Here is a 23,559-nt window from a genome sequence, read left to right as displayed (position 1 = left end):
CGATGTCCCGATGACCGACGACTCCAAATACACGCGCCAGACCATCACCAGCGTCCACACCTGGGTGCCGGACAAACTGTTCTCCGTGCGCGTGACGCGGGACGAGGCCTTCACGTTCCTGCCGGGCCAGTTCGCCCGGGTCGGCCTGCCCGGCGCTGAAGACCCCGATGGTCCGCCCACGATCTGGCGCGCCTACTCCATGGTGTCGGCCCCGCATGAGCCGGGCCTGGAGTTCTATTCCATCGTCGTCCCCGAAGGCCTGTTCAGCCCGCGCATGGCGCGTCTGCAGCCCGGCGACGCGCTGTATGTCGAAAAGGCCCCCTACGGCTTCCTGACGCTGGAGCGCTTTGCGCCCGGCGGCGACCTGTGGCTGCTTGCCTCGGGCACCGGCCTGTCGGCGTACCTGTCCATCCTGCGCGACCCCGCCGTCTGGCGCGCCTACAACCGCATCATTCTGGTGCACGGCGTGCGCACCGCCGCCGAACTCGCCTACCGCGCCGAAATCGACGGCTGGCGCCGCGATCCGGCCCTGGCCGACGTCTTTGCCGCCGACCCCGGCAAGCTCGTCTACCTGCCCATCGCCACGCGCGAACCCGTGCCCGGCATGCCGCAAGCGCGCATCACCACGCTGATCGCCGACGGCCGCCTGGAGCAGCTGGCCGGCCAGCCGCTCGATCCCGAGACCGCCAAGGTCATGCTGTGCGGCAACCCCGCCATGCTGACGGAGGCACGCAAATTGCTGGGTGATCGTGGGTTCAAGCCCGGGCGCCGCGGCATTCCGGGCAACCTGGCGGTTGAAAACTACTGGTGATCCGCCACCGCGTGGCGTAGTCCGTAAATCCACCATTTGGTATCACCGCAAGGCATTAACGCGGCCCTAAACTGGTGCGTAACACATGACGGGTCGCTTTTTAGCAACAAAACAGGGCAGTTTGCCGGACATTCTTCAGGCTGATTGGAAATATCGTTACGCCCCGGAGCAATAATCGGGGCACACGCTCGACCCAGAAGGACTTCCCCGAAATGCTGTACCAATTGCACGAAATGCAGCGCGCTTTCCTGACTCCGTTCGCTGCATTCACGGACGCCGGTTCTCAGCTGTTCTCCAGCCCCTACAGCCCGCTCGCCTATACCCCGATCTCCCGCCAGATGGCTGCCGGGTACGAGCTGATGACCCGTATCGGCAAGGAATACCAGAAGCCCGCCTGGAATCTGCCCACCACCCAGATTGGCGGCAAGTCCGCCCGCGTGATCGAAGCCGTTGCCCTGGACAAGCCCTTCTGCCGCCTGGTGCACTTCCAGCGCGACGTGCGGCTGGCCGGCAAGGATGATCCGAAGGTCCTGCTGGTCGCCCCGCTCTCCGGGCACCACGCCACCCTGCTGCGCGACACCGTGCGCGCCCTGCTGCCCAATCACGACGTTTATGTGACCGACTGGGTCGACGCGCGCATGGTGCCGCTGGCAGCCGGTCCCTTCCATTTGAACGACTACGTGCGCTACGTGCAGGACTTCATCCGCCACCTGGGCCCGGACGTTCACGTCATTTCCGTCTGTCAGCCCACGGTGCCAGTGCTGGCCGCCGTGTCCCTGATGGCGTCCGCCAACGATCCCTGCCAGCCGCGCAGCATGGTGATGATGGGTGGCCCCATCGACCCGCGCCAGTCGCCCACGCAGGTCAATCGCCTGGCCACCACCAAACCTTATTCGTGGTTCGAGAACCAGGTGATCCACCCCGTGCCGCCCCGCTATCCGGGCGCCGGCCGCCGCGTGTATCCGGGGTTCCTGCAGCACGCGGGATTCATGGCCATGAATCCGGACCGCCACATGAAGTCGCATTACGACTTCTACCTGGACCTGCTGCGTGGCGACGACAGCGACGCCGAAGCGCACCGCCGCTTCTACGACGAATACAACGCCGTGCTGGACATGCCGGCCGAGTTCTACCTGGACACGATCCGCATGGTGTTCCAGGACTTCGACCTGCCCAACGGCACCTGGGAAGTCGACGGCAAGCTGGTGCGCCCGGCTGACATCAAGAGCGTCGCGCTGTTCACCATCGAAGGCGAACTGGACGACATTTCCGGTCAGGGCCAGACGCGCGCCGCGATCAAGCTGTGCAAGAACATCCCGGCCGACCGCAAGTCGCACTACACCGCGCCGAACTGCGGCCACTACGGCATTTTCTCGGGCCGCCGGTGGCGCGAAATGATCTGTCCTAAAATTGCCGAGTTCATCCGGCAATCGGCTTGACGACGGCCCCGCGCCGGCCGCCGGCAACCTGATCCGTACCCCGGGGCCCGAGCGGCCCCTTTTCATTACTGGCTTTACATGTCCTGTCGCTCATTAGCCGACCGCGTTGACGCCTTGCTGCCTCAGACGCAATGCACCAAATGCGGTTACGACGGCTGCCGGCCCTATGCCGACGCCATCGCCGAGGGCGCCGCGCCGATCAACCGCTGCCCGCCCGGCGGCGACGACGGCGTCGCCGCACTGGCCGCGCTGCTCGGCACGCCTCTCCTGCCGCTGGATCTGTCGCGCGGCGAACCCGGGCCGCTGCTGGTCGCGCGCATCGACGAATCGCATTGCATCGGCTGTACGCTGTGCATCCAGGCCTGTCCGGTCGACGCCATCGTCGGCGCGAACAAGCACATGCACACCGTGCTGGACGACTGGTGCACGGGCTGTGACCTGTGCGTGGCGCCCTGTCCGGTGGACTGCATCGAGATGGTGCCGGCCGGGCGCGCATGGACCAGCGAAGACGCCGCAATCAGCCGCCAGCGCCATCGCAACCACCTGGCGCGCGCCGAACGCCTGGCGGCCGACAACGCGCGCCTGATGGCGCCCGACATCCCGGAAGCGCCCGCCCCCGCCGCGCCCGCAACCGAGGACGCGCAAAAAGAAGACCGCAAGCGCTCCGCCATCGAATCCGCACTGGCCCGCGCCCGGGCCCGCCGCAATCCCACGCAGTCATGAACGCCGCCAAACGCCGAGAGATCTTTGCCCGCCTGCATGCGGCCAACCCCAGCCCCACCACCGAACTGGAATACGACACGCCGTTCCAGTTGCTGATTGCCGTGCTGCTGTCGGCGCAGGCCACGGACAAGTCGGTCAACATCGCCACGCGCAAGTTCTTTCCGCAGTACGGCACCCCTGAGGCGCTGGCGGCGCTGGGCGAGGAAGGGCTGGCCGACTACATCAAGACCATTGGCCTTTTCCGCACGAAGGCAAAGAACGCGATCGCCACCTGCAAGATCCTGATCGAGCAGCATGGCGGCCAGGTGCCGCAGACGCGCGAGGCGCTTGAAGCCCTGCCCGGCGTGGGCCGCAAGACCGCCAACGTGGTGCTCAACACCGCGTTCGGGCAAGCGGCGATGGCAGTGGACACGCACATATTCCGTGTCTCGAATCGCACCGGTATTGCACCCGGAAAAAACGTGCTGGAAGTCGAGCTGAAACTGATGAAGTTCGTGCCGCAGGAATATCTGCTGGACGCGCATCACTGGCTGATTCTGCACGGCCGCTACGTCTGTGTGGCGCGCAAACCGAAATGCCCCCAATGCGGCATTTCCGATCTCTGCGAATTCAAGCAGAAAACCCCTGCATAAAGCATCCGGCGCGCGCACGCGGCCGCAGATTATGCGAGTGGAAAACCGGGTTTTCCCTCGCCTATTCGCGCATAACATCTTGATGACGATCAACGCGTAATTGCTGCAATGCATTTGCATATCGGGCTCCCTTTCTCCCCCTATGCAGACAGCATTGTCGGCATGCCGACAATTGCCCTTTCCGCAGTGCAAAACCTATGACAAACCCTCATGGAATTTTGATTGCGACGTCCGCATACTCGCCGGCAACTCATAAGAAAACTACGCACGAAAACAGTTTTCGAACCCTGCGGGGGCCTGACGCAATGACGCCAGGCAGAGACCATATAAATACAACGCTGGTGCAGCGAACATGGATGACACAATCCTGGAGACAAAAGGCCTCACCAAGGAGTTCCGCGGCTTCGTCGCGGTCAACGGGGTCGATTTGCGTATCAAGCGGGGCGAGATTCATGCCTTGATCGGGCCTAACGGCGCGGGCAAGACCACATGCTTCAACCTGCTGACCAAATTCCTGGCGCCCACGTCGGGCAGCATCAAGTTCAATGGCATCGACATCACCGGCGAGCGCCCCGCGCAGATTGCCCGGCGCGGCATCATCCGGTCGTTCCAGATCTCGGCGGTGTTCCCGCACCTGACCGTGCTCGAGAACGTGCGGATCGGCCTGCAGCGCAAGACCGGCCTGTCCTATCACTTCTGGCAAAGCGACAAGCGCCTGGCTGCCCTGAACGAGCCCGCGCGTGCGCTGCTTGAACAGGTGGACCTGGGCGGCTTTGCCGACGAAACCACGGTCAACCTGCCGTACGGCCGCAAGCGCGCGCTCGAGATCGCCACCACGCTGGCAATGGAGCCCGAGCTGATGCTGCTGGACGAACCCACCCAGGGCATGGGCCACGAAGACGTGGACCGCGTCACGCAACTGATCAAGCGCGTGAGCGCCGGGCGCACCATCCTCATGGTGGAACACAACATGAATGTCGTGTCCTCCATCGCCAACACCATCACCGTGCTGGCGCGCGGCTCGGTGCTGGCCGAAGGTTCCTACGCCGAAGTCTCCCGCCATCCGGCCGTGATGCAGGCTTACATGGGCACGACCGACGGCGAACTTCAAGGAGCGCACGCATGAGCACCCCCGCACTCGAAATTTCGGGCCTCAACGCCTGGTACGGGGAATCGCATATCCTGCACGGCGTGGACATGCGCGTCGGACAGGGCGAAGTCGTCACGCTGCTGGGCCGCAACGGCGCCGGCCGCACCACGACGCTGCGCGCCATCCTGGGCCTGACCGGCTCGCGCAAGGGTTCGGTGCGCATCCATGGCACCGAAGCCATCGACCTGCCTACCTACAAGATCGCCCACCTGGGCGTCGGCTATTGCCCCGAGGAACGCGGCATCTTCGCCAGCCTGTCCTGCGAAGAAAACCTGCTGCTTCCGCCCGTCGTCGGTTCGCTGGGCGGCGGCATGTCGCTGGCCGAGATCTACGACATGTTCCCCAACCTGCAGGAGCGCCGCAATTCCCCCGGCACGCGCCTGTCGGGCGGCGAACAGCAGATGCTTGCCGTCGCGCGCATCCTGCGCACCGGCGCCAACCTGCTGCTGCTGGATGAAATCTCCGAAGGCCTCGCGCCCGTCATCGTGCAGGCGCTGGCCCGCATGATCACCGCGCTCAAGCAGCGGGGCTACACCATCGTCATGGTGGAACAGAATTTCCGCTTCGCCGCGCCGCTGGCCGACCGCTTCTACGTCATGGAGCACGGCCAGATCGTCGAGCACTTCGAAGCCGCCGAACTTTCAGAAAAACAGGACACGCTCAACGAACTGCTGGGCGTCTAAAGCAACCTGTGTCATCCGCCGGAACCCCGGCAAACACCACACTGTAGGGAAGAGGAGTCATCCCATGAAGCTGCACACCATCACTGCTGCACTGGCCATGGCGGGCCTGGGATTCGCGGGGGCAACCGCCCACGCTCAAGGTATCTCCGACGATGTCATCCGCATCGGCTTCATCACCGACATGTCGGGCGTGTACTCCGACATCGACGGCAAGGCGGGCCTGGAAGCCGTACGCATGGCTGTCGAGGACTTCGGCGGCACGGTCAACGGCAAGAAGATCGAAATCGTTTCCGCGGACCACCAGAACAAGGCCGACGTCGCCTCGGCACGCGCCCGCGAATGGTTCGACCAGCAGAAGGTCGACGTCATCATCGCCGGCACCAACTCGGCCACCAGCCTGGCCATGGCAGCGGTTGCCGCTGAAAAGAAGAAGCCCTTCATCGCAGTGGGCGCCGGCTCGTCCGACCTGACCAATGCGCAATGTTCGCCCTACACCGTGCATTACGCCTACGACACCGTGGCGCTGGCGCGCGGCACGGGTTCGGCAGTGGTGAAGGACGGCGGCAAGAGCTGGTTCTTCCTGACTGCCGACTATGCCTTCGGCCACGCGCTCGAGCGCGACACGATGGCGGTCGTCAAGGCCGCGGGCGGCGAAGTGAAGGGCCAGGTGCGTGCACCGCTGGGCGCCTCGGACTTCTCGTCCTTCCTGCTGCAGGCGCAATCGTCCAAGGCGCAGATCCTGGGCATGGCCAATGCCGGCGGCGACACCATCAACACGGTCAAGGCCGCCAACGAATTCGGCGTCACGCAGACCATGAAGCTGGCCGGCCTGCTGGTGTTCATCAACGACGTGCACTCGCTCGGCCTGGATGCCACCAAGGGCATGTACCTGACCGACGGCTGGTACTGGGATCAATCCGACGCCTCGCGCGCCTGGTCCAAGAAGTTCGAGTCCAAGGTCGGCCGCAAGCCGTCCATGCTGCAGGCGGGCGATTACTCGTCGGCGATGTTCTACCTGAACGCCGTCAAGGCCACCGGCTCGGATAACGGCGACGACGTGATGAAGTGGATGAAGTCGAACAAGGTGAACGACTTCTTTGCCCAAGGCGGCGTCGTGCGCGAAGACGGCCGCATGGTCCACGATATGTACCTGATGCAAGTGAAGACCCCGGCCGAATCCAAGGGCCCGTGGGACTACTACAAGGTGGTGGCGACGCTGCCTGGCGACGAGGTCTACACCAAGTTGTCCGAGTCCACCTGCAAGCTGGTCAAGAAATAAACCGGCCCCTGTGATCCCGGATGCGGTCCGGGCCGATGGCCCGGCCGCATTCCTCCTGACTAGCTCGCTTCCTTCCGTACCGCGCAGGACTTTCACAAGATGACTGACATTTTCGGCATCCCCATACAGGCCTTGTTCGGCCAGCTGTTACTGGGCCTGGTCAACGGTTCCTTCTATGCAATGCTGTCGCTCGGACTTGCCGTCATCTTCGGGCTGCTGAACGTCATCAACTTCGCCCACGGCGCCCTCTACATGCTGGGCGCCTTCGTCGCATGGATGGGGCTTTCGTACTTTGGCCTGAACTACTGGATCATGCTGATCCTGGCGCCGCTGATCGTGGGGCTGTTCGGCATCATCATTGAAAAACTGCTGCTCAAGCATCTCTACAAGCTCGACCACCTGTACGGGCTGCTGCTCACCTTCGGGCTGACGCTGCTGATCGAGGGGCTGTTCCGCAGCTTCTATGGCGTGTCGGGCCAGCCCTATCCCACGCCCGAGGCCCTGCGCGGCGCCACCAACCTGGGCTTCATGATCCTCCCGAACTATCGCGGCTGGGTCGTGGCGGCGTCGATCATCGTCTGCTTCGCCACGTGGTACGTCATTGAACGCACCCGCCTGGGCGCCCTGCTGCGCGCCGGCACCGAGAACCCGCGCCTCGTGGAATCCTTCGGCGTGAACGTGCCGCGCATGATCACGCTGACCTATGGCTTCGGCGTGGCGCTGGCGGGCTTTGCCGGCGTGCTGGCCGCGCCGGTGCTGCAGATTTCGCCGCTGATGGGCTCGAACCTCATCATCGTCGTGTTCGCGGTGGTCGTGATCGGGGGCATGGGGTCCATTTTCGGCGCCATCGTCACCGGGCTGGGCCTGGGCGTGATCGAGGGCCTGACCAAGGTGTTCTGGCCCGAAGCGTCCAGCACGGTCGTCTTCATCATCATGGCCATTGTTCTGTTGATCCGCCCGGCCGGGCTGTTCGGAAAAGAAAAATGAATCGTCAATTCCTGGGCTATGCGGTCCTGGCCATCGTGGTGGCCTTGCTTCCCTTCGCCGGCGTGTATCCGATCTTCGCCATGAAGGTCATGTGCTACGCCCTCTTTGCGTGCGCCTTCAACCTGCTGCTGGGCTTCACGGGGCTGCTGTCCTTCGGCCATGCCGCGTTCCTGGGCAGCGCGGCCTACGCGGCCGGGCACAGCATGAAGGTCTGGGGCCTGCCGACCGAGCTGGGGCTGCTGTTCGGCGTGGCCGTGGCGGCGCTGCTGGGGCTGGCCATGGGCGCGCTTGCCATCCGCCGCAGCGGCATCTACTTCTCGATGATCACGCTGGCGCTGTCGCAGATGGTGTTCTTCTTCTTCCTGCAGGCCAAGTTCACGGGCGGCGAAGACGGCCTGCAGAGCGTGCCGCGCGGCACCTTGCTGGGACTGGTCGACCTGTCCAAGGACATCAACCTGTACTACCTGGTGATGGCCATCTTCATCATTGGCTACTTCATCATCTGGCGCACGGTGAACTCGCCCTTCGGCCAGGTGCTGCAGGCGCTGCGCGAGAACGAGCCGCGCGCGATCTCGCTGGGTTACGACGTGGACCGCTTCAAGCTGGTGGCCTTCGTGCTGTCGGCCGCGCTGGCCGGCCTGGCGGGCGCTACCAAGACGCTGGTGTTCGTGTCGGCCACGCTGTCGGACGCCACATGGCAGATGTCCGGGCTGGTGATCCTGATGACGCTGATCGGCGGCCTGGGCACCCTGACCGGCCCCGTGCTGGGCGCGTTCATCGTGGTGCTGCTGGAAAACAAGGTGGGCGACTTCGGGCAGATGATGGCCAACCTGACCGGCGTCGAATGGTTCCTGCGTCTGGGCGAATCGGTCACGATCGTCAGCGGCCTGATCTTCGTGATCTGCGTGCTGGCCTTCCGGCGCGGCATCGTGGGCGAGCTGGGCGCCCTCTTCAACCGCCGCCGCACCGCCCGCGCGTGATCTGACGCTGCGGTGGATTGACCCTCGGGGCCGCGCATCGCGGCCCCGTTGCATTGGGACGCGCCATCGCCTCGTACAATGGCAGGCACCCCACTACACAGGTGCCGACCATGCGCATCACGCATCTCGTTCCCGGCCTCGGCGCGCTCGCGCTGGCCGCCGCCCTGCTGTCCCCCGCCGCGGCCCAGGCCGCCCCCGCGGCCCCGGCTTGCGAAGTCGACCGGCCCATCCGTTTCAGCGGCCTGAACTGGGAGTCCAACCTGGTGCTTGCCGGCATCGAGCGCTACGTGCTCGAACACGGCTACGGCTGCAAGACATCTGTCGAAATCGGCGAAACCCTGCCCATGCTGGCCGCCTTGCAGCGCGGCGACGTCGACATCACGCCCGAGGTCTGGCCCGGCCAGGTCGAAGGCGCCTGGAAGAAGGCGCTGGCCAGCGGCAAGGTGCTGGGCGTGGGCCACGTCTATGACGCAGGTGAAGGCTGGTATGTGCCCCGCTACACCGTGGAGCGCCACCCCGAGCTCAAGTCCGCCGCCGATCTGGCGCGCTTCAAGGAAGTGTTTGCCGACCCCGAAGACCCGGGCCGCGGCCGCATCTATGGCTGCCCGGCGGGTTGGGCCTGCGGCACGCTGAACGACAACCTGCTGCGCGCCCTGAAGCTGGACAAGGATTACTCCCTGTTCGCGCCCGGCTCCGGCGCCGCGCAAAAGGCGGCGATCGTGTCGGCCTACAAGCGCAAGCGCGATATCGTCTTCTACTACTGGACGCCCACGTCGCTGGTTGGCGCGCTGGATCTGGTCAAGCTGGAGCTGCCTGCGTTCGACCAGACTGCCTACACGTGCATGACCGACCCCAAGTGCGCCAATCCCGTGGCCACGCAGTTCAAGCCCAACCCGGTCGTCACCGGCATGAACGCTGAATTCGCCAAACAGGCGCCGCGCATCACCGAGTTCCTGACCAAGCTGACGGTGCCGGACGACGCCATCGATGCCACGCTGGGCTGGCTGGAAAACGAGGGCAAGGAACCCGAGGACGCGGCGCGTTACTTCCTCAAGCAGTACGCGCCTGTGTGGCGGCAGTGGGTGCCTGCGGATGTCGCCGACCGCGTGCAGGCAGCGCTGGCCAAGGAATAACAGCCCCGCTCATGTATTCTGGCGATTCGGCGTTCCGGACCCGCTCCGCGCCCGATCGCCACCCCGATTCAAGCCAAGGAAAACAATCATGGATGCCTTGTTCTGGCACAACGGTCACTGGACCACTGAAAACCCCAAACTGCTCGGCCCGGCCGACCACGCCTTCTGGATGGCCAGTATGGTCTTCGACGGCGCACGCGCATTCCGCGGTCTGACGCCCGACCTGGACCTGCATTGCCAGCGCGTCGTGCGCTCGGCGGAAAAGATGCTGATGAAGCCGCAACTGGCCTGGGAAGAAATCCAGGACCTGTGCCTGCAGGCCGTGGCGCGCTTCCCCGAGGGCTCCGAGCTTTACATCAAGCCGATGTTCTTCTGCGCCGACGGCTTCCTGCTGCCCGACGCCGAAAAGACGCAATTCGTACTGCACGTGTTCAAGGTGCCGATGCCGGGCGACCAGGGCTTTTCCGCCTGCTTCTCCAGCTTTGCGCGCTCGTGGCCCAACATGGCGCCCACCGACGCCAAGGCCTCGTGCCTGTACCCCAACGGCCAACGCGCCATCCGCGAAGCCGCCGAAAAGGGCTTTGACAACGCCATCATGCTGGACGGCGCAGGCAATCTGGCCGAATTCGCCACCAGCAACCTGTGGCTGGCCAAGGACGGCGTCGTCTCCACGCCCGTGGACAACGGCACCTTCCTGAACGGCATCACGCGCCGACGCGTGCTGGCGCTGCTGAAGGCCGACGGCATTGAAGTGCAGGAACGCAGCCTGACGCGCGCCGACGTCGAAGCGGCCGACGAAGTGTTTTCGTCGGGCAACTACGGCAAGGTGGTGCACGTGAACCGCGTTGAAGACCGCCCGCTGGAATACGGCCCGATCGCGCGCCGTGCGCATCAGCTGTACATGGAATACGCGGAAAGTACGCGTCGTTGATCTGCCTGAACCGGCCAGGTTGCGTCAGCAGCCGCGCCAATGCAAAACGCCGGGGCCTTATCGGCCGCCGGCGTTTTTTTGTCCCATCGGGTGGGTAATTCAGGCTGCCTCGGCGCCCTTGCCCAACCCCAGATAGCTTTCGATGACCTTCGGATCGCCAGCCAATTCGCGCGCCGGGCCGTGCAGGATGACCTCGCCGGTTTCCAGCACATAGCCGTAATCGGCCACCTGCAAGGCCGCGCGGGCGTTCTGCTCGACCAGCAGGATCGCCACGCCGGTCTCGCGCAGGCGCGCGATGATGTGGAAGATCTCGCGCACGATGCGCGGCGCCAGACCCAGGCTGGGCTCGTCCAGCATCAGCAGCGTCGGCTTGGCCATGAGCGCGCGCCCCACGGCCAGCATCTGCCGCTCGCCGCCGGACAAGGTGCCGGCTTGCTGGGCGCGGCGTTCGCGCAGCCGCGGGAACAGATCGAACACTTCATTCAGCGTGTCGCGCCAGCCGCTTTCGCGGGCCCGGTAACGCCGGAAACCGCCCAGCAGCAGGTTGTCTTCGACCGACATGGTGCCGAACAGCTCGCGGCGCTCGGGCACCAGCGACATGCCCGCCGCCACGCGGCGTTCGACCATCCAGCCCGACACGTCCGACCCGGCGTAATGCACGGTGCCGGCGGCGTGGCCGGTCTGCGGCAGAGAACCCATGATGGCGTTGAGCATCGTGGACTTGCCGGCGCCGTTGGCGCCGATCACGGTGACGATGCTGCCGGCCGGCACGCTGAGCGTGGCGCCCGCCAGCGCGCCGACCTTGCCGTAGCGGGCCGACAGGTTGCTGACTTCGAGAACGGGGGAATTCGTCGCGCTCATCACACGCCTCCCGCAGGCACGGGCTTGGCCTGGTCCGCTTCGGGCAGGTCGTCGTCGATGCCGCCCAGGTAGGCTTCCAGCACCGCCGGGTTCTTTTGCACGTCGGCCGGCACGCCTTCGGCCAGCTTCGTGCCGAAATCCATCACCACGAGGTGGTTGGTCAGGCGCATCACAAAATCCATGTCGTGTTCAACGAGCAGAATGCTCATGCCTTCGGCGCGAAGCTGTTCCAGCACGCGCGCCAGGTCCTGTTTTTCCTTGTAGCGCAGGCCGGCGGCCGGTTCGTCCAGCAGCAGCAGCACGGGATCGCACGCCAGCGCGCGGGCGATTTCCAGGATGCGCTGCTGGCCCAGGGCCAGGTTGCCTGCCTGTTCGTACAGGTATTCGCCAAGGCCCACGCGCTTGAGCTGCTCGGCCGCTTCATGCAGGAGCTGCGCTTCGCGGGCGCGGTCCGAATGCAGCGCGCCCGAAAGCACGCCCACGTCCGAACGCAGGTGCGCGCCCAGCGCCACGTTTTCCAGCACGGTCATGCCCGGCAGCAGTTGCACGTGCTGGAACGTGCGGCCCACGCCCATCTTGGCGATCTCGCGCGCCGAGCGGTTGTCGATGCGCTGGCCCATGAACGTGACCTGGCCGCGCGTCACCGGCAGCACGCCGCTGATCAGGTTGAAGGTCGTGCTCTTGCCCGCGCCGTTGGGACCGATGAGGCCCATGATCTCGCCCGAGCTGACCTTGAAGGTGATGTCGTTCACGGCGACCAGGCCGCCGAATTCCTTGCGGATGGCGTCCACTTCCAGCACGACCTGGCCAGGCTGCGGACGCTCGCGCGTCGGCAGGGCCGGGGCCGCGGCAGGCGGCGCCAGGTTGCGGCGCGAACCATTGGCGCCCGTGATGTTGCCCCACCAGCCCGCCAGGATCGGCCACAGGCCGTTGCGCGCGTATTGCAGCATCAGGATCAGCAGCACGCCGAAGACGATCATCTCGAAGTTGGCGTTGGTGTCCAGCAGCCTGGGCAGCAGGTTCTGCAACTGATCCTTCAGCACCAGGATGACGCTGGAGCCCAGCAAGGCGCCCCACACGTAACCCGCGCCGCCGACCACCGCCATGAACAGGTACTCGATGCCGTAGTTCAGGCCAAACGGGCTGGGGCTGACGGCGCGCTGCATGTGCGCATACAGCCAGCCCGACACGCAGGCCAGCAACGCCGCCCACACGAAGATCACGATCTTGTAGGCAGCGGTGTTGACGCCCATGGACTCGGCCATGCCCGCCCCGCTCTTGAGCGCACGGATGGCGCGGCCGGGACGCGAGTTGAGCAGGTTGCGCGTGGCCCACAGCGCCAACAGGACGCAGACCCAGATCAGGTAATAGATGTGGCGGCCGTTGGCCAGCGAGATACCGAAGATGCTGATGGGCTCAATGCCGGCGATGCCGTCATGCTTGCCCAGCCAGTCGATATTGCCGAACAGGTAATACAGCGACAGGCCCCAGGCGATGGTGCCCAGCGGCAGGTAGTGGCCCGACAGGCGCAGCGTGATCGCGCCCAGCAGATAGGCCACGACGGCGGTCAGGATCAGCCCCGCAGGCAGCGCCAGCCAGGGCGACACGTCGTACTGCGTCGTCAGGTAGGCGGTGGTGTAGGCGCCCAGGCCGACGAACGCCGCCTGGCCGAAGGACGTCAGGCCGCCGACACCGGTCAGCAGCACGAGGCCCAGCACGACCAGGCTGGCCAGGCCGATGTAGTTCAGTTGCGTCACCCAGAACTCGGGCGTGGCCGACACCATCGGCAGGCCCGCCAGGACGACGAGAAAAACGGCAAGCAGAATGCGGTTCATGGCTTATTCCTCTTCGTCCGCGTGATGGGTGCTGAACGAACGCCAGACCAGAACCGGGATGATCAGGGTGAAGACGATCACTTCCTTGTATGCGCTGGCCCAGAACGACGAGAAGGATTCCAGCACGCCGACCAGCAGCGAGCCGGCCGCGGCGATGGGATAGCTGGCCAGGCCGCCGATGATGGCGCCGACGAAGCCCTTCAGGCCGATCAAAAAGCCCGTGTCGTAATAGACCGTGGTGATGGGCGCGATCAGCATGCCGGACATGGCGCCGATGCCCACGGCCAGCGTGAACGTCAGCGAGCCCGACATGTTGGTGCTGATGCCCACCAGGCGCGCGCCACGGCGGTTGACGGCGGTGGCGCGCAGCGCGCGGCCGTACAGCGTCTTGCCGAAGAAGACCCACAAGGCAATGATGAGCAGCGCGCACGTGGCGACCACGAACAGGCTCTGCGCGGACCACGTCATGAAGCCCAGGTCGACCTGCCCGCTCACGAATGCCGGGGTGCGCCAGCCTTCGGCGCCAAAGAACACGAGCGCCAGGCCCATGAGCGCAAAGTGCACGGCGACCGATACGATCAGCAGCACCAGCACGGTGGCTTCAGCGAGCGGCTGGTAGACGATGCGATAGACCATCGGACCCATCGGAATCACCAGGAACAGCGTCAGCAGCATGTTCAGCCACAGCGAGTTCTCGGGACCGGTGTAGCTCTTGGTCAGCCAGAACAGCGCCAGCGGCAGCACGACGCACGTGGCGATGGTCTTGGGCAGGGCCGCGGCGCTGCGCGTGCGCACGGCGCGCACCAGCTCAAGCGCCAGGCACACCAGGCCCAACAACGGCAGCAGATAGGCGGTGCCCGGCACTTTGCCGTCCACCAGCATGGCCAGGGTCAGGGCGCCGAACGCCACAAACTCGCCCTGGGGAATGAAAATGACGCGCGTGACGGCGAAAACCAGCACCAGAGCCATGCCCAGGAGGGCATAGATGGCGCCGTTGACGACACCGTCTTGCAGCAGGATCAGCGCAATTGAGGAATCCATCTAACAACTACCTTGTGGTTTCTTGGTGTCCCGACCCCATCCGGAACACTGATACGACACACCGGCCGGAAAGGCCGGTGCGAAGTCCTGCCGGGCGCGGCGCGGCGGGCGGAGAGCCGCCCCCCGCGCGATCGGGCGCCCGTCATCGGGCGGCCCGCGCTCGGGCGATCCAGGGGATTTACAGATCGGGCTGGTAGACCCACTTGCCGTTTTCCACCTTGACGATGACGCGCGAGCGCTCGTCAAAGCCGGCGTGGTCCGTGGGCGACATGTTGAACACGCCTTGCGACACGGCCAGGTCCTTCACGCCTTCCAGCGCGTCGCGCATCGCGACACGGAACTCAGGCGTGCCGGGCTTGGCGCCCGACTTCAGCGCCACGGGCAGCGCGGCGACGACCAGTTGGCCGGCATCCCACATGTGGCCGCCGAACGTGTTGGTCGAACCGGCGCCGTTTGCCTTCTCGTAGGTTTCCACGTAGGCCAGCGCCGACTTCTTGACCGGATTGCTGTCGGGCAGTTGCGCCGCGACCAGCAGCGGGCCGGCCGGCAGGTACATGCCGTTGCAGTCCTTGCCGCACACGCGCAGCACGTCGTTGTTGGCGGCGCCATGGGTTTGATAGATGGTTCCGCCGTAGTTGCGGGCCTTCAGTTCCTTTTGCGGCAGCGCGGACGGGGTGCCGGCGCCGGCGATCAGGATGGCGTCGGGCTTGGCGCCCACCAGCTTGAGCACCTGGCCCGTCACGCTGGTGTCGGTGCGGCCATACTTTTCGATGGCGACGATCTCGATGCCCTTGGCCTTGGCGGCCTTCTGCATCACGTCGAGCCAGCCGTCGCCGTAGGCGTCGGCAAAGCCGATGAAGCCCAGCGTCTTGACCTTGGACTTGGCCATCGCGTCGGCCAGAGCGCCAGCCATCAGCGCGTCGTTCTGCGGGGTCTTGAAGACCCAGCGGCGCTTGTCGTCCACGGGTTCGACGATCTTGGCGCTGGCGGCCACGCTGATCATCGGCACCTTGGCTTCGGCAGCCACGTCGACCATTGCCAGCGAGCCCGGCGTGATGGACGTGCCGATCAGCACGTCGACCTTGTCGTCGGAAGCCAGCTTGCGCGAGTTCTTGACGGCCTGCGTGGTGTCCGTGGCGTCGTCCAGCACGATCCATTCGATCTTCTGGCCGGCAACTTCCTTGGGCAGCAAGGCCACGGTGTTGCGCTCGGGGATGCCCAGCGAGGCGGCGGGGCCGGTGCTGGACACCGTCACGCCAACCTTGACCTGTGCGCTCGCCAGAAGCGGCAGAGTCAGGGCTACAGCGGCGGCGGCCGCGGACAAGCCGAAGTGCTTGCGCATGTTTTTGTCTCCTGTGGTTGGCTCTTATGTGCCTCGAACGAGGCGAAGCGAGCCTGTTTAAAGTTATACAGAAAAAAATATTATATGGTTAAAACAGTATCAGATGACGTAGCGCAACTACGGTAATTCCCTGATGTGCTACGTAAATCGTGATTTGGCGAACGCATTTGTTAATGGCGAACTTGTACTTGAAAGGGTCGCAGGCGTCATGTTGGGGGATTCCCTTGGGGCGATTGGGGTCTTTCGCCGTACGGTCTGCCGCCCGCCGTGATCAACGGCCAAGCATGGGCCACACCCGCTCGACGCGCGAAGCGACCCACGCCGCCACCACGGCCTTGACGAGGTCACCCGGCAGGAACACCACGACCGCGCCCGCGGCCTTCGCCATGCCCATCTTCGTCACCGCCGACAGCCAGGGCACACCGAAGGCGTACACCACCGCAACGCCGCCAACGACGCAGGCCGCCACATACCCCGCCAGCCCCACCCACGTGCCGGTTCCGCGCGCGGCCAGGCGGCGCGCCAACCAGCCCGTCACGAATGCGCCGGCGACCATGCCGATGAGAAACCCGCCGGTCGGGCCAAAAAACGCCCCCAGCCCGCCGCGCCCGCCCGGCAGCACCGGCAGGCCGATCGCCGCGAGCGCCAGATACAGCAGGCACGCCAGCGCGCCGCGCACGGGGCCAAGCATGGCGCCGGCCAGCATGACGCCGAGGGTCTGCAAGGTGATGGGCACCGGAATGCCGGGCATCGGAATGGGCGGCATCAGGCTCAGCACGACGATCAGCGCCGCAAACAGCGCCACCAGCACCGTATTGTTCGATTTCATGGTTTCCCCTTTTGAATGAGTTCAGGACGCGCGGCCTTCAGACGCTGCGCGCGTCGATCGCTTCAGAGACTTCCTGGGCCCGCTTCAACGTCAGCACGATCAGCGGCACGATCAGCGCGACCGGATTCGCCCCCAGCCCGCGCGCAGCCTGCGCCTCGCGGATTTCCTGGAAATTGCGCCAGATCTCGGGCACGAAGCGCAGCGTCAGCGCGAGCGCCAGCGCCACCTTTTCGGCATCGACCAGCCCGGTGCGTTCCAGCGGCCGCAATGTCCGCTCGCAGACGGCAATCAGGTCCGACGTGCGGGTGGCCAGCGTGACGGCCAGGGCCAGACCCACCATCGCCGCCACGCGCAGCACGACCGCCAGCGCCTCAAGCGGCCCCTGAAACCAGCCGGTGAAGAGCGCCACGGCCAGCAGCACCCAGAGCAGCCCTCGCACCTGACGCCAGACGGCCGCGGCGGCGACGCCCGTGGACCAGACCAGCGCCACCGAAAAGCCAAAGGCGAACGCCAGCCAGAGCGGATCGCGCAGCACGAACAGACCTGCGCCGGCCGCCATCAGCGCCAGCAGTTTCACCCACGCTGGCAGCCGATGCAGCGGCGTGTTGCCCGCAACGTACAGGGGCTCCATCATCCGCAGTGTTCCCGGTACCAGCGCAACGCCGCGGCGGGCGTGTCGTCGGCCGCGATCACGCCGTCGCGCACGACCAGCACGCGGTCGAAGTCTTCGAGCAATTCCAGGTCATGGCTGACGACGATGGCGTCGTGGGGCAGCCCATCGATGGCGGCGCGCACCCGGTTGCGGTTGCGCAGGTCGAGCTGGGTGGTGGGTTCGTCAAAGACGATGAGGGCTGGCTCCATGACCAGCACGGCGGCCAGCGCCACCAGCTGGCGCTCACCGCCGGACAGCGTGTGGCTGCTGCGGTCGGCCAGGTGGCCCACGCCCAGGCGGGCCAGTTGGCTGTCGATGCGCGCCTCGCGCTGCTGGCGGTCGGGCGCCAGACGCTTCAGGCCAAACGCCAGGTCTTCGCGCACGATGGGAAAGACGATCTGGTTTTCGGGGTTCTGGAACACGAAGCCGACGCGCGCACGCACGGCTTTCAGATCCTGGCGTGTATCCAGCCCGTCCACGCGGACGCTGCCGGAAGACGGCATCACCAGGCCGTTGACCAGGCGCGCCAGCGTGCTCTTGCCGGCGCCGTTGGGGCCCACGATGCCGATGCGGCGTTCGGCCAGGGTGACGCTCACCCCGCGCAACACTTCCGCCTGGGGCGTCGACACTACCGCCTGGTCAAACTCGATTAACATGGGGCGGGATTATGCCCGAACCATTTCGGGCATCGCGACTCCAAGAGCTCATATGGAAAAAGTACGCAAAACCGACGCCGAATGGCGCGCCCAGCTTTCCCCCGAAGAATACGTGGTCACCCGTCAAAAAGGTACCGAACGTGCATTCACCGGGCGCTACTGGGATACGTTCACCCCTGGCATCTACCGTTGCGTCGGCTGTGGCACGGCGCTGTTCGCATCCGACACCAAATTCGACGCCGGCTGCGGCTGGCCCAGCTACTTCCAGGCGCTGGACCCCGAACTCGTCCGCGAAGAACGCGACACCACGCACGGCATGGTGCGCACCGAAGTCCTGTGCAACGTCTGCGACGCGCACCTGGGCCACGTCTTTCCCGACGGCCCCGAGCCTACCGGCCTGCGCTACTGCATCAATTCCCTGTCGATGACGTTTGAGCCCCTAGAAGACTGATGAAGAAGTTCCTGTTCGACCTCTTTCCGCTGCTCCTGTTCTTCATCGCCTACAGGTACACGGACATCTTCACGGCCACGGGCGTCGCCATGGCGGCTGCCGTGGCGCAGATCGTCTGGCTCAAGGCCACCGGCCGCCCCACCGAAGCCATGCACTGGATCAACCTGACGGTCATCCTGGTGTTCGGCGGCGCGACCATCTGGCTGCACAGCGACGTCTTCATCAAATGGAAGCCCACGGTGCTGTACTGGATGTTCGGCGGCGCGCTGGTCTTTGCCCGCCTGTTGTTCAAGCGCAACCTGATCCGCCGCCTGATGGAAAAGCAGATCCAGCTGCCGGATGCGGCGTGGGACAAGCTCAACCTGATCTGGGCCGCCTTCTTCCTGATTGCGGGCGCGCTCAATCTGTATGTCGCGTTCTCGGGCCACTTCACCGAGTCGCAGTGGGTCAGTTTCAAGGCCTTCGGCCTGATGGGACTGATGATCGTCTTCGTCATTGGCCAGTCGCTGTGGCTGGGCAAGCACATCCAGACCGAAGAAAACACGCCGGCCAATCCGGGCGCCACGCCGCCCGGCAAACCCTGAACTCATGTCAGAAAACACCGACCGCATCGCCCTGATCCGGGAACGTCTTGCCGCCCTGGAGCCCGTCAGTCTGGACATCCTGGACGACTCCCATTTGCATGCCGGCCACGAAGGCAGTAAAAACGGCGCCGGCCACTATCGCGTAATCATCGTAGCGCCTTGCTTTGCGGGGCTCTCCGCCGTTGCGCGACACCGGCTGGTGTATCATCATTTGCAAGATTTGATCCCCTATCCGATTCATGCGCTTGCGCTTGACGCCCAGGCTCCCAAATAGAAAGTCAAAGGATATTCATGAAACGCATCGTCATGCTGGCTGCGGCCTGCGTCATCGCCGTGCCTGCTTTTGCGCAGAACGTGGCTACCGTCAACGGTAAAGCCATCCCGCAAAAGAGCCTGGATCAATTCGTCAAGCTCCTGGTCGGCCAGGGCGCCACCGATTCGCCGCAACTGCGCGAACAGGTCAAGCAGGAAATGATCAACCGTCAGATCTTCGTGCAGGCCGCCGAATCCAGCGGCATCGCCAAGCAGGCTGACGTCCAGACCGAAATCGAGCTGGCCCGCCAAGGCATCCTGGTTCGCGCGCTGATGGCCGACTACCTGGCCAAGCACCCGGTCACCGACGCCCAAGTCACCGCCGAATACGAAAAGATCAAGAAGGAACAGGCCGGCAAGATGGAATACAAGGTCCGCCACATCCTCGTCGAAGACGAGAAGAAGGCGAACGACCTGCTGGCACAGTTGCAGAAAAACAAGGGCAAGTTCGACGAACTGGCCAAGAAGAACTCCAAGGATCCCGGCAGCGCCGAAAAGGGTGGCGATCTGGGTTGGGCTCCCCCGACCAACTACGTGCAGCCGTTCGCGCAAGCCGTGACGCAACTGAAGAAGGGCCAACTGGTCGACAAGCCGGTCCAGACCCAATTCGGCTGGCACATCATCATGGTCGACGACACCCGTCCGGTCGAATTCCCGCCGATGGATCAGGTCCGTCCGCAACTGGAAGAAATGCTGCGCCAGCAAACCCTGGCCGACTACCAGAAGCAACTGCGCGAAAAGGCCAAGATTCAATAAGGCCCGCTCTGCTCAGAAAACTGCCCGCCGAACGCGGGCAGTTTTTTTTGCGCGCTCGGCAAGGTGCTCCGGTGTCTGACACCCGATGAAATGCCATCTCAAGCTGGCGACAATCTTCTCGGGGTGTCAGAACACCATCCCACGCGCGATCCAGGTGTCAGACACCCTATGAGACGCCGCCGCATGTTGACGACCATCTTCCGCGGGTGTCTGACACCGCCCCAAGCAAGCAACAAAAAAGGGCTGCGCGCCGATGGCGTGCAGCCCTTCATTCAACCGCGGCAACGTCCTGACTAGGAAACGCCCAACAGCGCCTTCAGCCCGTCTTCATCCAGTACTGGCACGCCCAGTTCCTGCGCCTTGGTCAGCTTGCTACCCGAATCCTCGCCCGCCACCAGATAGGCGGTCTTCTTGGACACAGAGCCGCTGACCTTGCCGCCGGCCGCCTGGATGTGCATCGAGGCCTCTTCGCGCGTCCAGTTCGGCAGCGTGCCCGTCAGCACGAAGGTCTTGCCGGCCAGCGTGTCGGCTTGCGGCGCGGCTTCGGCCACCGGGTTCACGCCCTGCGCCTTGAGCTGCCCAATCACGTCGCGGTTGTGCTGTTCGGCAAAGAAATGGCGGATCGACGCGGCCACGACAGGTCCCACGTCGGGCACCGACGACAAGGCGTCTTCATCCGCATCCATGATGGCGTCGATGCTGCCGAAGTGCCGTGCAACGTCGCGGGCGGTGGTCTCGCCCACGTGCCGGATCCCTAGCGCGAACAGCAGGCGGGACAGATTCGGCGAGCGCGCCTTTTCAATGGCGGCCACCAGATTGTCGGCGGACTTCTGGCCCATGCGGTCCAGGCCCACGAGTTCCAGCGGACGCAGGCTGTACAGGTCGGCCAGCGTCTTGACGCGGCCGCTGTCCACCAGCTGGTCCACGAGCTTTTCGCCCAGGCCTTCGATATCCAGCGCTTTGCGGCTGGCGGCATGCCACAGCGTCTGCTTGCGCTGGGCGCCGCAGAAAAGGCCCCCGGTGCAGCGCGCGATGGTTTCGCCTTCCAGGCGTTCAATGGCCGATCCGCAGACCGGGCATTCCGTCGGCATGACGAATTCGCGTGCGTCCTCGGGCCGCTTTTCCGGGACCGGGCCCAGCACCTCGGGAATCACGTCGCCCGCACGCCGCACGATGACCGTGTCGCCGATGCGCACGTCCTTGCGGCGGATCTCGTCTTCGTTGTGCAACGTGGCGTTGGTGACGGTGACGCCGCCCACGAACACCGGCTTGAGCCGCGCGACCGGAGTGATGGCGCCCGTGCGGCCCACCTGCACTTCGATGTCCACCAGCGTCGTGGTGGCCTCTTCGGCGGCAAACTTGTGCGCCAATGCAAAGCGCGGCGCGCGCGCCACGAAACCCAGCACCTTCTGCGCCGGCAGCGAGTCCACCTTGTAGACCACGCCGTCGATGTCGTAGGGCAGGTTCGCGCGCAAGGCGCCGACCTTGGCGTAGAACGCCATCAGGCCTTCGGCGCCGCTTGCCCGGTGGTTGTGCACGACATTGACCGGCAGCCCTAACGAGGCCAGCCATTCCAGCATGGCGCCGTGGGATTTTTCGGGCAGTTGCGAGGCCTGGTCCGCGCCGGCGGAGGCTTCGTCGAACAGCCCGCTTTGCGAACCGGGCAGGCCCTGGACCTCGCCCCAACCGTAGGCAAAGAAACGCAGCGGCCGCTTGGCGGTAATGCGCGGATCGAGCTGGCGCAGGCTGCCCGCCGCCGCATTGCGGGGGTTCACGAAAATCTTTTCGTCGCGCTTGGCCTGCGCCGCATTCAGTTTTTCGAAGTCGGCGCGATTCATCAGCACCTCGCCGCGCACCTCCAGCACCTTCGGGGCCGCGCCCTTCAGTTGCAGCGGAATCGCCTTGATCGTGCGGATGTTGGACGTGACGTCCTCGCCCGTCTGGCCGTCGCCCCGCGTGGCGGCCTGCACCAGGCGGCCGTCCTCGTAGCGCAGGCTGATCGCCAGGCCGTCGAGCTTGAGTTCACAGAAGTAGTCCGGCTGCTGCGCCGGACCCAGCAGGCCAGCACCGCGCAGCGTATCGGTGACACGGCGGTCGAAGGCGGCAACCTCTTCTTCGGAAAACGCGTTGTTCAGCGACAGCATCGGCACCACGTGGCGCACGCTGCCAAACGCAGACACCGGCGCCGCGCCCACGCGTTGCGTGGGGGACTCGGGTGTCACCAGTTCCGGGTGCTCGGCCTCCAGGGCCTGCAAATCCCGCATCAGCCCGTCGTACTCGGCATCCGAGACGGAGGGCTCGTCGTAGACGTAATAGCGGACGTTGTGCTGCTCGATCTCGGCGCGCAGCCGCGCGGCGGCTTGCGCCGGATTTTCGCCGGACTCGCTGGCCATCAGGCAAACACGCGCTGGGCGCGCTCGCTGCCGGCGGGCAGGCCCGCTTGTTCAAGCTGGCCGAACAGGACCTGCAGGCGCTCGTCGATGACGGTCTCGGAGCCGTCGGCCAGGGGCTTGCCCTGATCGTCGACGAGTTCAGCGCGCAGGCGCGAGGCCAGGTCGCGGCCCACGTCGACCATGCGGCCAAACGCGCGGGTGTCGGCCGGGCTGCAAGGCACGTCCAGCAGCAGGTACAGCCGCTCGATGCCGCCCATGCCCGCATCGAAAGCAGCCCCGTCCGCACGGGCCAACGTAAAGCGGGCCACGCCGTTCTCGTTAGGCCAGGCCAGTCGGTTGCCGTCGGCGACGAATCCCACGTCGCGCGCCACGGCCATGACTTCGGCCGCCGGCTGGGCCGAGCCCAGCAGCAGGGTCAGGCCGACCTGGGTGTCCAGTGCCGCGCAGGTGTCGTCCAGGCGGGCGCCCTGCTCCAGCACGGCCTGCTGGTCGGGACCTTCAATGGTGGCGTCGAAGCGTTCAGCCATATCCTGGGCGCGGGCCCAGGCCTGCGACCATTCGATCGCGGTCAGCGGACCGCTGCGATTGGCCAGCAGCACGGCAAGCTGCATGGACGCATAGGACTCGCCGGCATGGACGCGCGCGCGGTGGCGGCGCTGGTCGGTTTCGGCGAACACGCGCATGGGCTTGCGGCCCACGTTGCGCAGGCTTTGCATGTACGGCAACAGATCCGCGCCGCGCACGGGCTCGGCGAAGTTGACTTCGATGACCACTTCGCAGGCGGGATCGGGTTCTTCGGCGTCGTCGGCATCGCTGCCGGGATCCACCGGCGCGGGCTGGCCGGGCTGGACGCGCGCAGAGTCGCCGCCCATGCCGGGTTCGCGCCGGGAAGCACCGGCGGTGGCGGCGCTGGCGCCCGCCACACCCGCGCCCAGCAGCGGATCCTGTTCGGAGGTGGGGAAATGGCTCTGCATCTTGCGACGGACGCGACGGTCCTGCCACCAGTTGAATCCCAACACCAGCAGTATCAGCAAGACGCCCAGGGCAATCAGCCCGATCTGCAAATCACTCATGTGTAAATCCCGCGCCTGGAAGGCGG

At 65.3% G+C, this 23,559-nt stretch carries 24 protein-coding genes; 15 read left to right on the top strand and 9 right to left on the bottom strand.

The genetic code is table 11. From position 1 onward, the window contains the following. Positions 1-10: 10 nt before the first annotated feature. The 11 genes from AC6CIE_RS11070 to AC6CIE_RS11020 all read left to right on the top strand — a co-directional run bounded on the left by AC6CIE_RS11070 (position 11) and on the right by AC6CIE_RS11020 (position 10,748). Positions 11-811, top strand: coding sequence for a ferredoxin--NADP reductase (locus AC6CIE_RS11070; RefSeq protein WP_218345242.1), 801 nt, complete (start codon positions 11-13; stop codon positions 809-811). 212 nt (positions 812-1,023) lie between these two features. Then, positions 1,024-2,250, top strand: a complete 1,227-nt coding sequence (locus AC6CIE_RS11065; protein ID WP_218345243.1) for a polyhydroxyalkanoate depolymerase — start codon at positions 1,024-1,026, stop codon at positions 2,248-2,250. A gap of 78 nt (positions 2,251-2,328) precedes the next feature. After that, positions 2,329-2,973, top strand: a complete 645-nt coding sequence (gene rsxB, locus AC6CIE_RS11060; RefSeq protein WP_452004656.1) for an electron transport complex subunit RsxB — start codon at positions 2,329-2,331, stop codon at positions 2,971-2,973. Beyond that, entirely contained in the window at positions 2,970-3,605 is a 636-nt protein-coding gene (gene nth, locus AC6CIE_RS11055; protein WP_175122981.1) for an endonuclease III, read from the top strand. The genes rsxB and nth overlap by 4 nt, the downstream gene beginning before the upstream one ends. A 352-nt stretch (positions 3,606-3,957) precedes the next feature. Next, positions 3,958-4,731, top strand: a complete 774-nt coding sequence (locus AC6CIE_RS11050; protein WP_175122982.1) for an ABC transporter ATP-binding protein — start codon at positions 3,958-3,960, stop codon at positions 4,729-4,731. Then, positions 4,728-5,438 carry an ABC transporter ATP-binding protein gene (locus tag AC6CIE_RS11045; RefSeq protein ID WP_062840538.1) on the top strand — a complete coding sequence of 237 codons (711 nt, stop codon included), beginning with the start codon at positions 4,728-4,730 and terminating at the stop codon, positions 5,436-5,438. The genes AC6CIE_RS11050 and AC6CIE_RS11045 overlap by 4 nt, the downstream gene beginning before the upstream one ends. A 64-nt stretch (positions 5,439-5,502) precedes the next feature. Further along, positions 5,503-6,717 carry an ABC transporter substrate-binding protein gene (locus AC6CIE_RS11040; RefSeq protein ID WP_056568137.1) on the top strand — a complete coding sequence of 405 codons (1,215 nt, stop codon included), beginning with the start codon at positions 5,503-5,505 and terminating at the stop codon, positions 6,715-6,717. Positions 6,718-6,816: 99 nt separating this feature from the next. After that, the gene (locus tag AC6CIE_RS11035; protein WP_175122983.1) at positions 6,817-7,704 is read left to right on the top strand and encodes a branched-chain amino acid ABC transporter permease; all 888 of its coding nucleotides are present in this window, start codon (positions 6,817-6,819) and stop codon (positions 7,702-7,704) included. Continuing rightward, positions 7,701-8,684, top strand: a complete 984-nt coding sequence (locus AC6CIE_RS11030) for a branched-chain amino acid ABC transporter permease (protein ID WP_175122984.1) — start codon at positions 7,701-7,703, stop codon at positions 8,682-8,684. Before AC6CIE_RS11035 ends, AC6CIE_RS11030 begins: the two co-directional genes overlap by 4 nt. Before the next feature lie 110 nt (positions 8,685-8,794). Next, positions 8,795-9,817: an ABC transporter substrate-binding protein gene (locus tag AC6CIE_RS11025; protein WP_498092224.1), complete on the top strand. Its 1,023-nt coding sequence runs from the start codon at positions 8,795-8,797 to the stop codon at positions 9,815-9,817. Between the two features lie 88 nt (positions 9,818-9,905). Then, positions 9,906-10,748 (top strand): branched-chain amino acid aminotransferase, encoded by an 843-nt coding sequence (locus AC6CIE_RS11020; RefSeq protein ID WP_175122986.1) that lies wholly within the window; start codon positions 9,906-9,908, stop codon positions 10,746-10,748. Positions 10,749-10,847: 99 nt separating this feature from the next. On the opposite strand, the gene AC6CIE_RS11015 is transcribed toward AC6CIE_RS11020, so the two are convergent. The 7 genes from AC6CIE_RS11015 to AC6CIE_RS10985 all read right to left on the bottom strand — a co-directional run bounded on the left by AC6CIE_RS11015 (position 10,848) and on the right by AC6CIE_RS10985 (position 17,964). Further along, positions 10,848-11,609, bottom strand: coding sequence for an ABC transporter ATP-binding protein (locus AC6CIE_RS11015; RefSeq protein WP_191576773.1), 762 nt, complete (start codon positions 11,607-11,609; stop codon positions 10,848-10,850). Beyond that, positions 11,609-13,444, bottom strand: coding sequence for a branched-chain amino acid ABC transporter ATP-binding protein/permease (locus tag AC6CIE_RS11010; protein ID WP_498092223.1), 1,836 nt, complete (start codon positions 13,442-13,444; stop codon positions 11,609-11,611). The genes AC6CIE_RS11015 and AC6CIE_RS11010 overlap by 1 nt, the downstream gene beginning before the upstream one ends. 3 nt (positions 13,445-13,447) lie before the next feature. Next, positions 13,448-14,485 (bottom strand): branched-chain amino acid ABC transporter permease, encoded by a 1,038-nt coding sequence (locus AC6CIE_RS11005; protein WP_105237747.1) that lies wholly within the window; start codon positions 14,483-14,485, stop codon positions 13,448-13,450. Between the two features lie 178 nt (positions 14,486-14,663). Beyond that, positions 14,664-15,827, bottom strand: a complete 1,164-nt coding sequence (locus AC6CIE_RS11000; RefSeq protein ID WP_218345246.1) for an ABC transporter substrate-binding protein — start codon at positions 15,825-15,827, stop codon at positions 14,664-14,666. A gap of 271 nt (positions 15,828-16,098) precedes the next feature. Continuing rightward, complete coding sequence (locus AC6CIE_RS10995; RefSeq protein WP_175122990.1) at positions 16,099-16,656, bottom strand: biotin transporter BioY; 558 nt, start codon at positions 16,654-16,656, stop codon at positions 16,099-16,101. 37 nt (positions 16,657-16,693) lie between these two features. Beyond that, on the bottom strand, positions 16,694-17,290 hold the full coding sequence (locus tag AC6CIE_RS10990) for an energy-coupling factor transporter transmembrane component T family protein (protein WP_175122991.1): 597 nt from the start codon (positions 17,288-17,290) through the stop codon (positions 16,694-16,696). Then, positions 17,287-17,964: an energy-coupling factor ABC transporter ATP-binding protein gene (locus tag AC6CIE_RS10985; protein WP_279971804.1), complete on the bottom strand. Its 678-nt coding sequence runs from the start codon at positions 17,962-17,964 to the stop codon at positions 17,287-17,289. Before AC6CIE_RS10985 ends, AC6CIE_RS10990 begins: the two co-directional genes overlap by 4 nt. A gap of 52 nt (positions 17,965-18,016) precedes the next feature. On the opposite strand from AC6CIE_RS10985, the gene msrB reads away from it, so the two are divergent. The 4 genes from msrB to AC6CIE_RS10965 are packed head-to-tail and all read left to right on the top strand — an operon-like array spanning position 18,017 to position 20,067. After that, positions 18,017-18,415 (top strand): peptide-methionine (R)-S-oxide reductase MsrB, encoded by a 399-nt coding sequence (gene msrB, locus AC6CIE_RS10980; protein ID WP_056568221.1) that lies wholly within the window; start codon positions 18,017-18,019, stop codon positions 18,413-18,415. Further along, positions 18,415-18,999 carry a septation protein A gene (locus AC6CIE_RS10975; RefSeq protein ID WP_175122993.1) on the top strand — a complete coding sequence of 195 codons (585 nt, stop codon included), beginning with the start codon at positions 18,415-18,417 and terminating at the stop codon, positions 18,997-18,999. Before msrB ends, AC6CIE_RS10975 begins: the two co-directional genes overlap by 1 nt. Before the next feature lie 4 nt (positions 19,000-19,003). Next, positions 19,004-19,273 carry a BolA family protein gene (locus AC6CIE_RS10970; protein WP_175122994.1) on the top strand — a complete coding sequence of 90 codons (270 nt, stop codon included), beginning with the start codon at positions 19,004-19,006 and terminating at the stop codon, positions 19,271-19,273. Between the two features lie 17 nt (positions 19,274-19,290). Then, complete coding sequence (locus AC6CIE_RS10965) at positions 19,291-20,067, top strand: peptidylprolyl isomerase (RefSeq protein ID WP_175122995.1); 777 nt, start codon at positions 19,291-19,293, stop codon at positions 20,065-20,067. Positions 20,068-20,360: 293 nt separating this feature from the next. Here the strand turns inward: AC6CIE_RS10965 and ligA are convergent, their stop codons facing one another. Continuing rightward, on the bottom strand, positions 20,361-22,460 hold the full coding sequence (ligA, locus tag AC6CIE_RS10960) for an NAD-dependent DNA ligase LigA (RefSeq protein ID WP_498092222.1): 2,100 nt from the start codon (positions 22,458-22,460) through the stop codon (positions 20,361-20,363). After that, entirely contained in the window at positions 22,460-23,533 is a 1,074-nt protein-coding gene (locus tag AC6CIE_RS10955) for a cell division protein ZipA C-terminal FtsZ-binding domain-containing protein (protein WP_175122997.1), read from the bottom strand. Before AC6CIE_RS10955 ends, ligA begins: the two co-directional genes overlap by 1 nt. Positions 23,534-23,559: the final 26 nt, after the last annotated feature.

Source organism: Achromobacter sp. GQ309, from assembly GCF_059759315.1.
The sequence above is the reverse complement of the archived record's forward strand: the minus strand, read 5'-3'. Positions and strand labels throughout refer to the sequence as shown.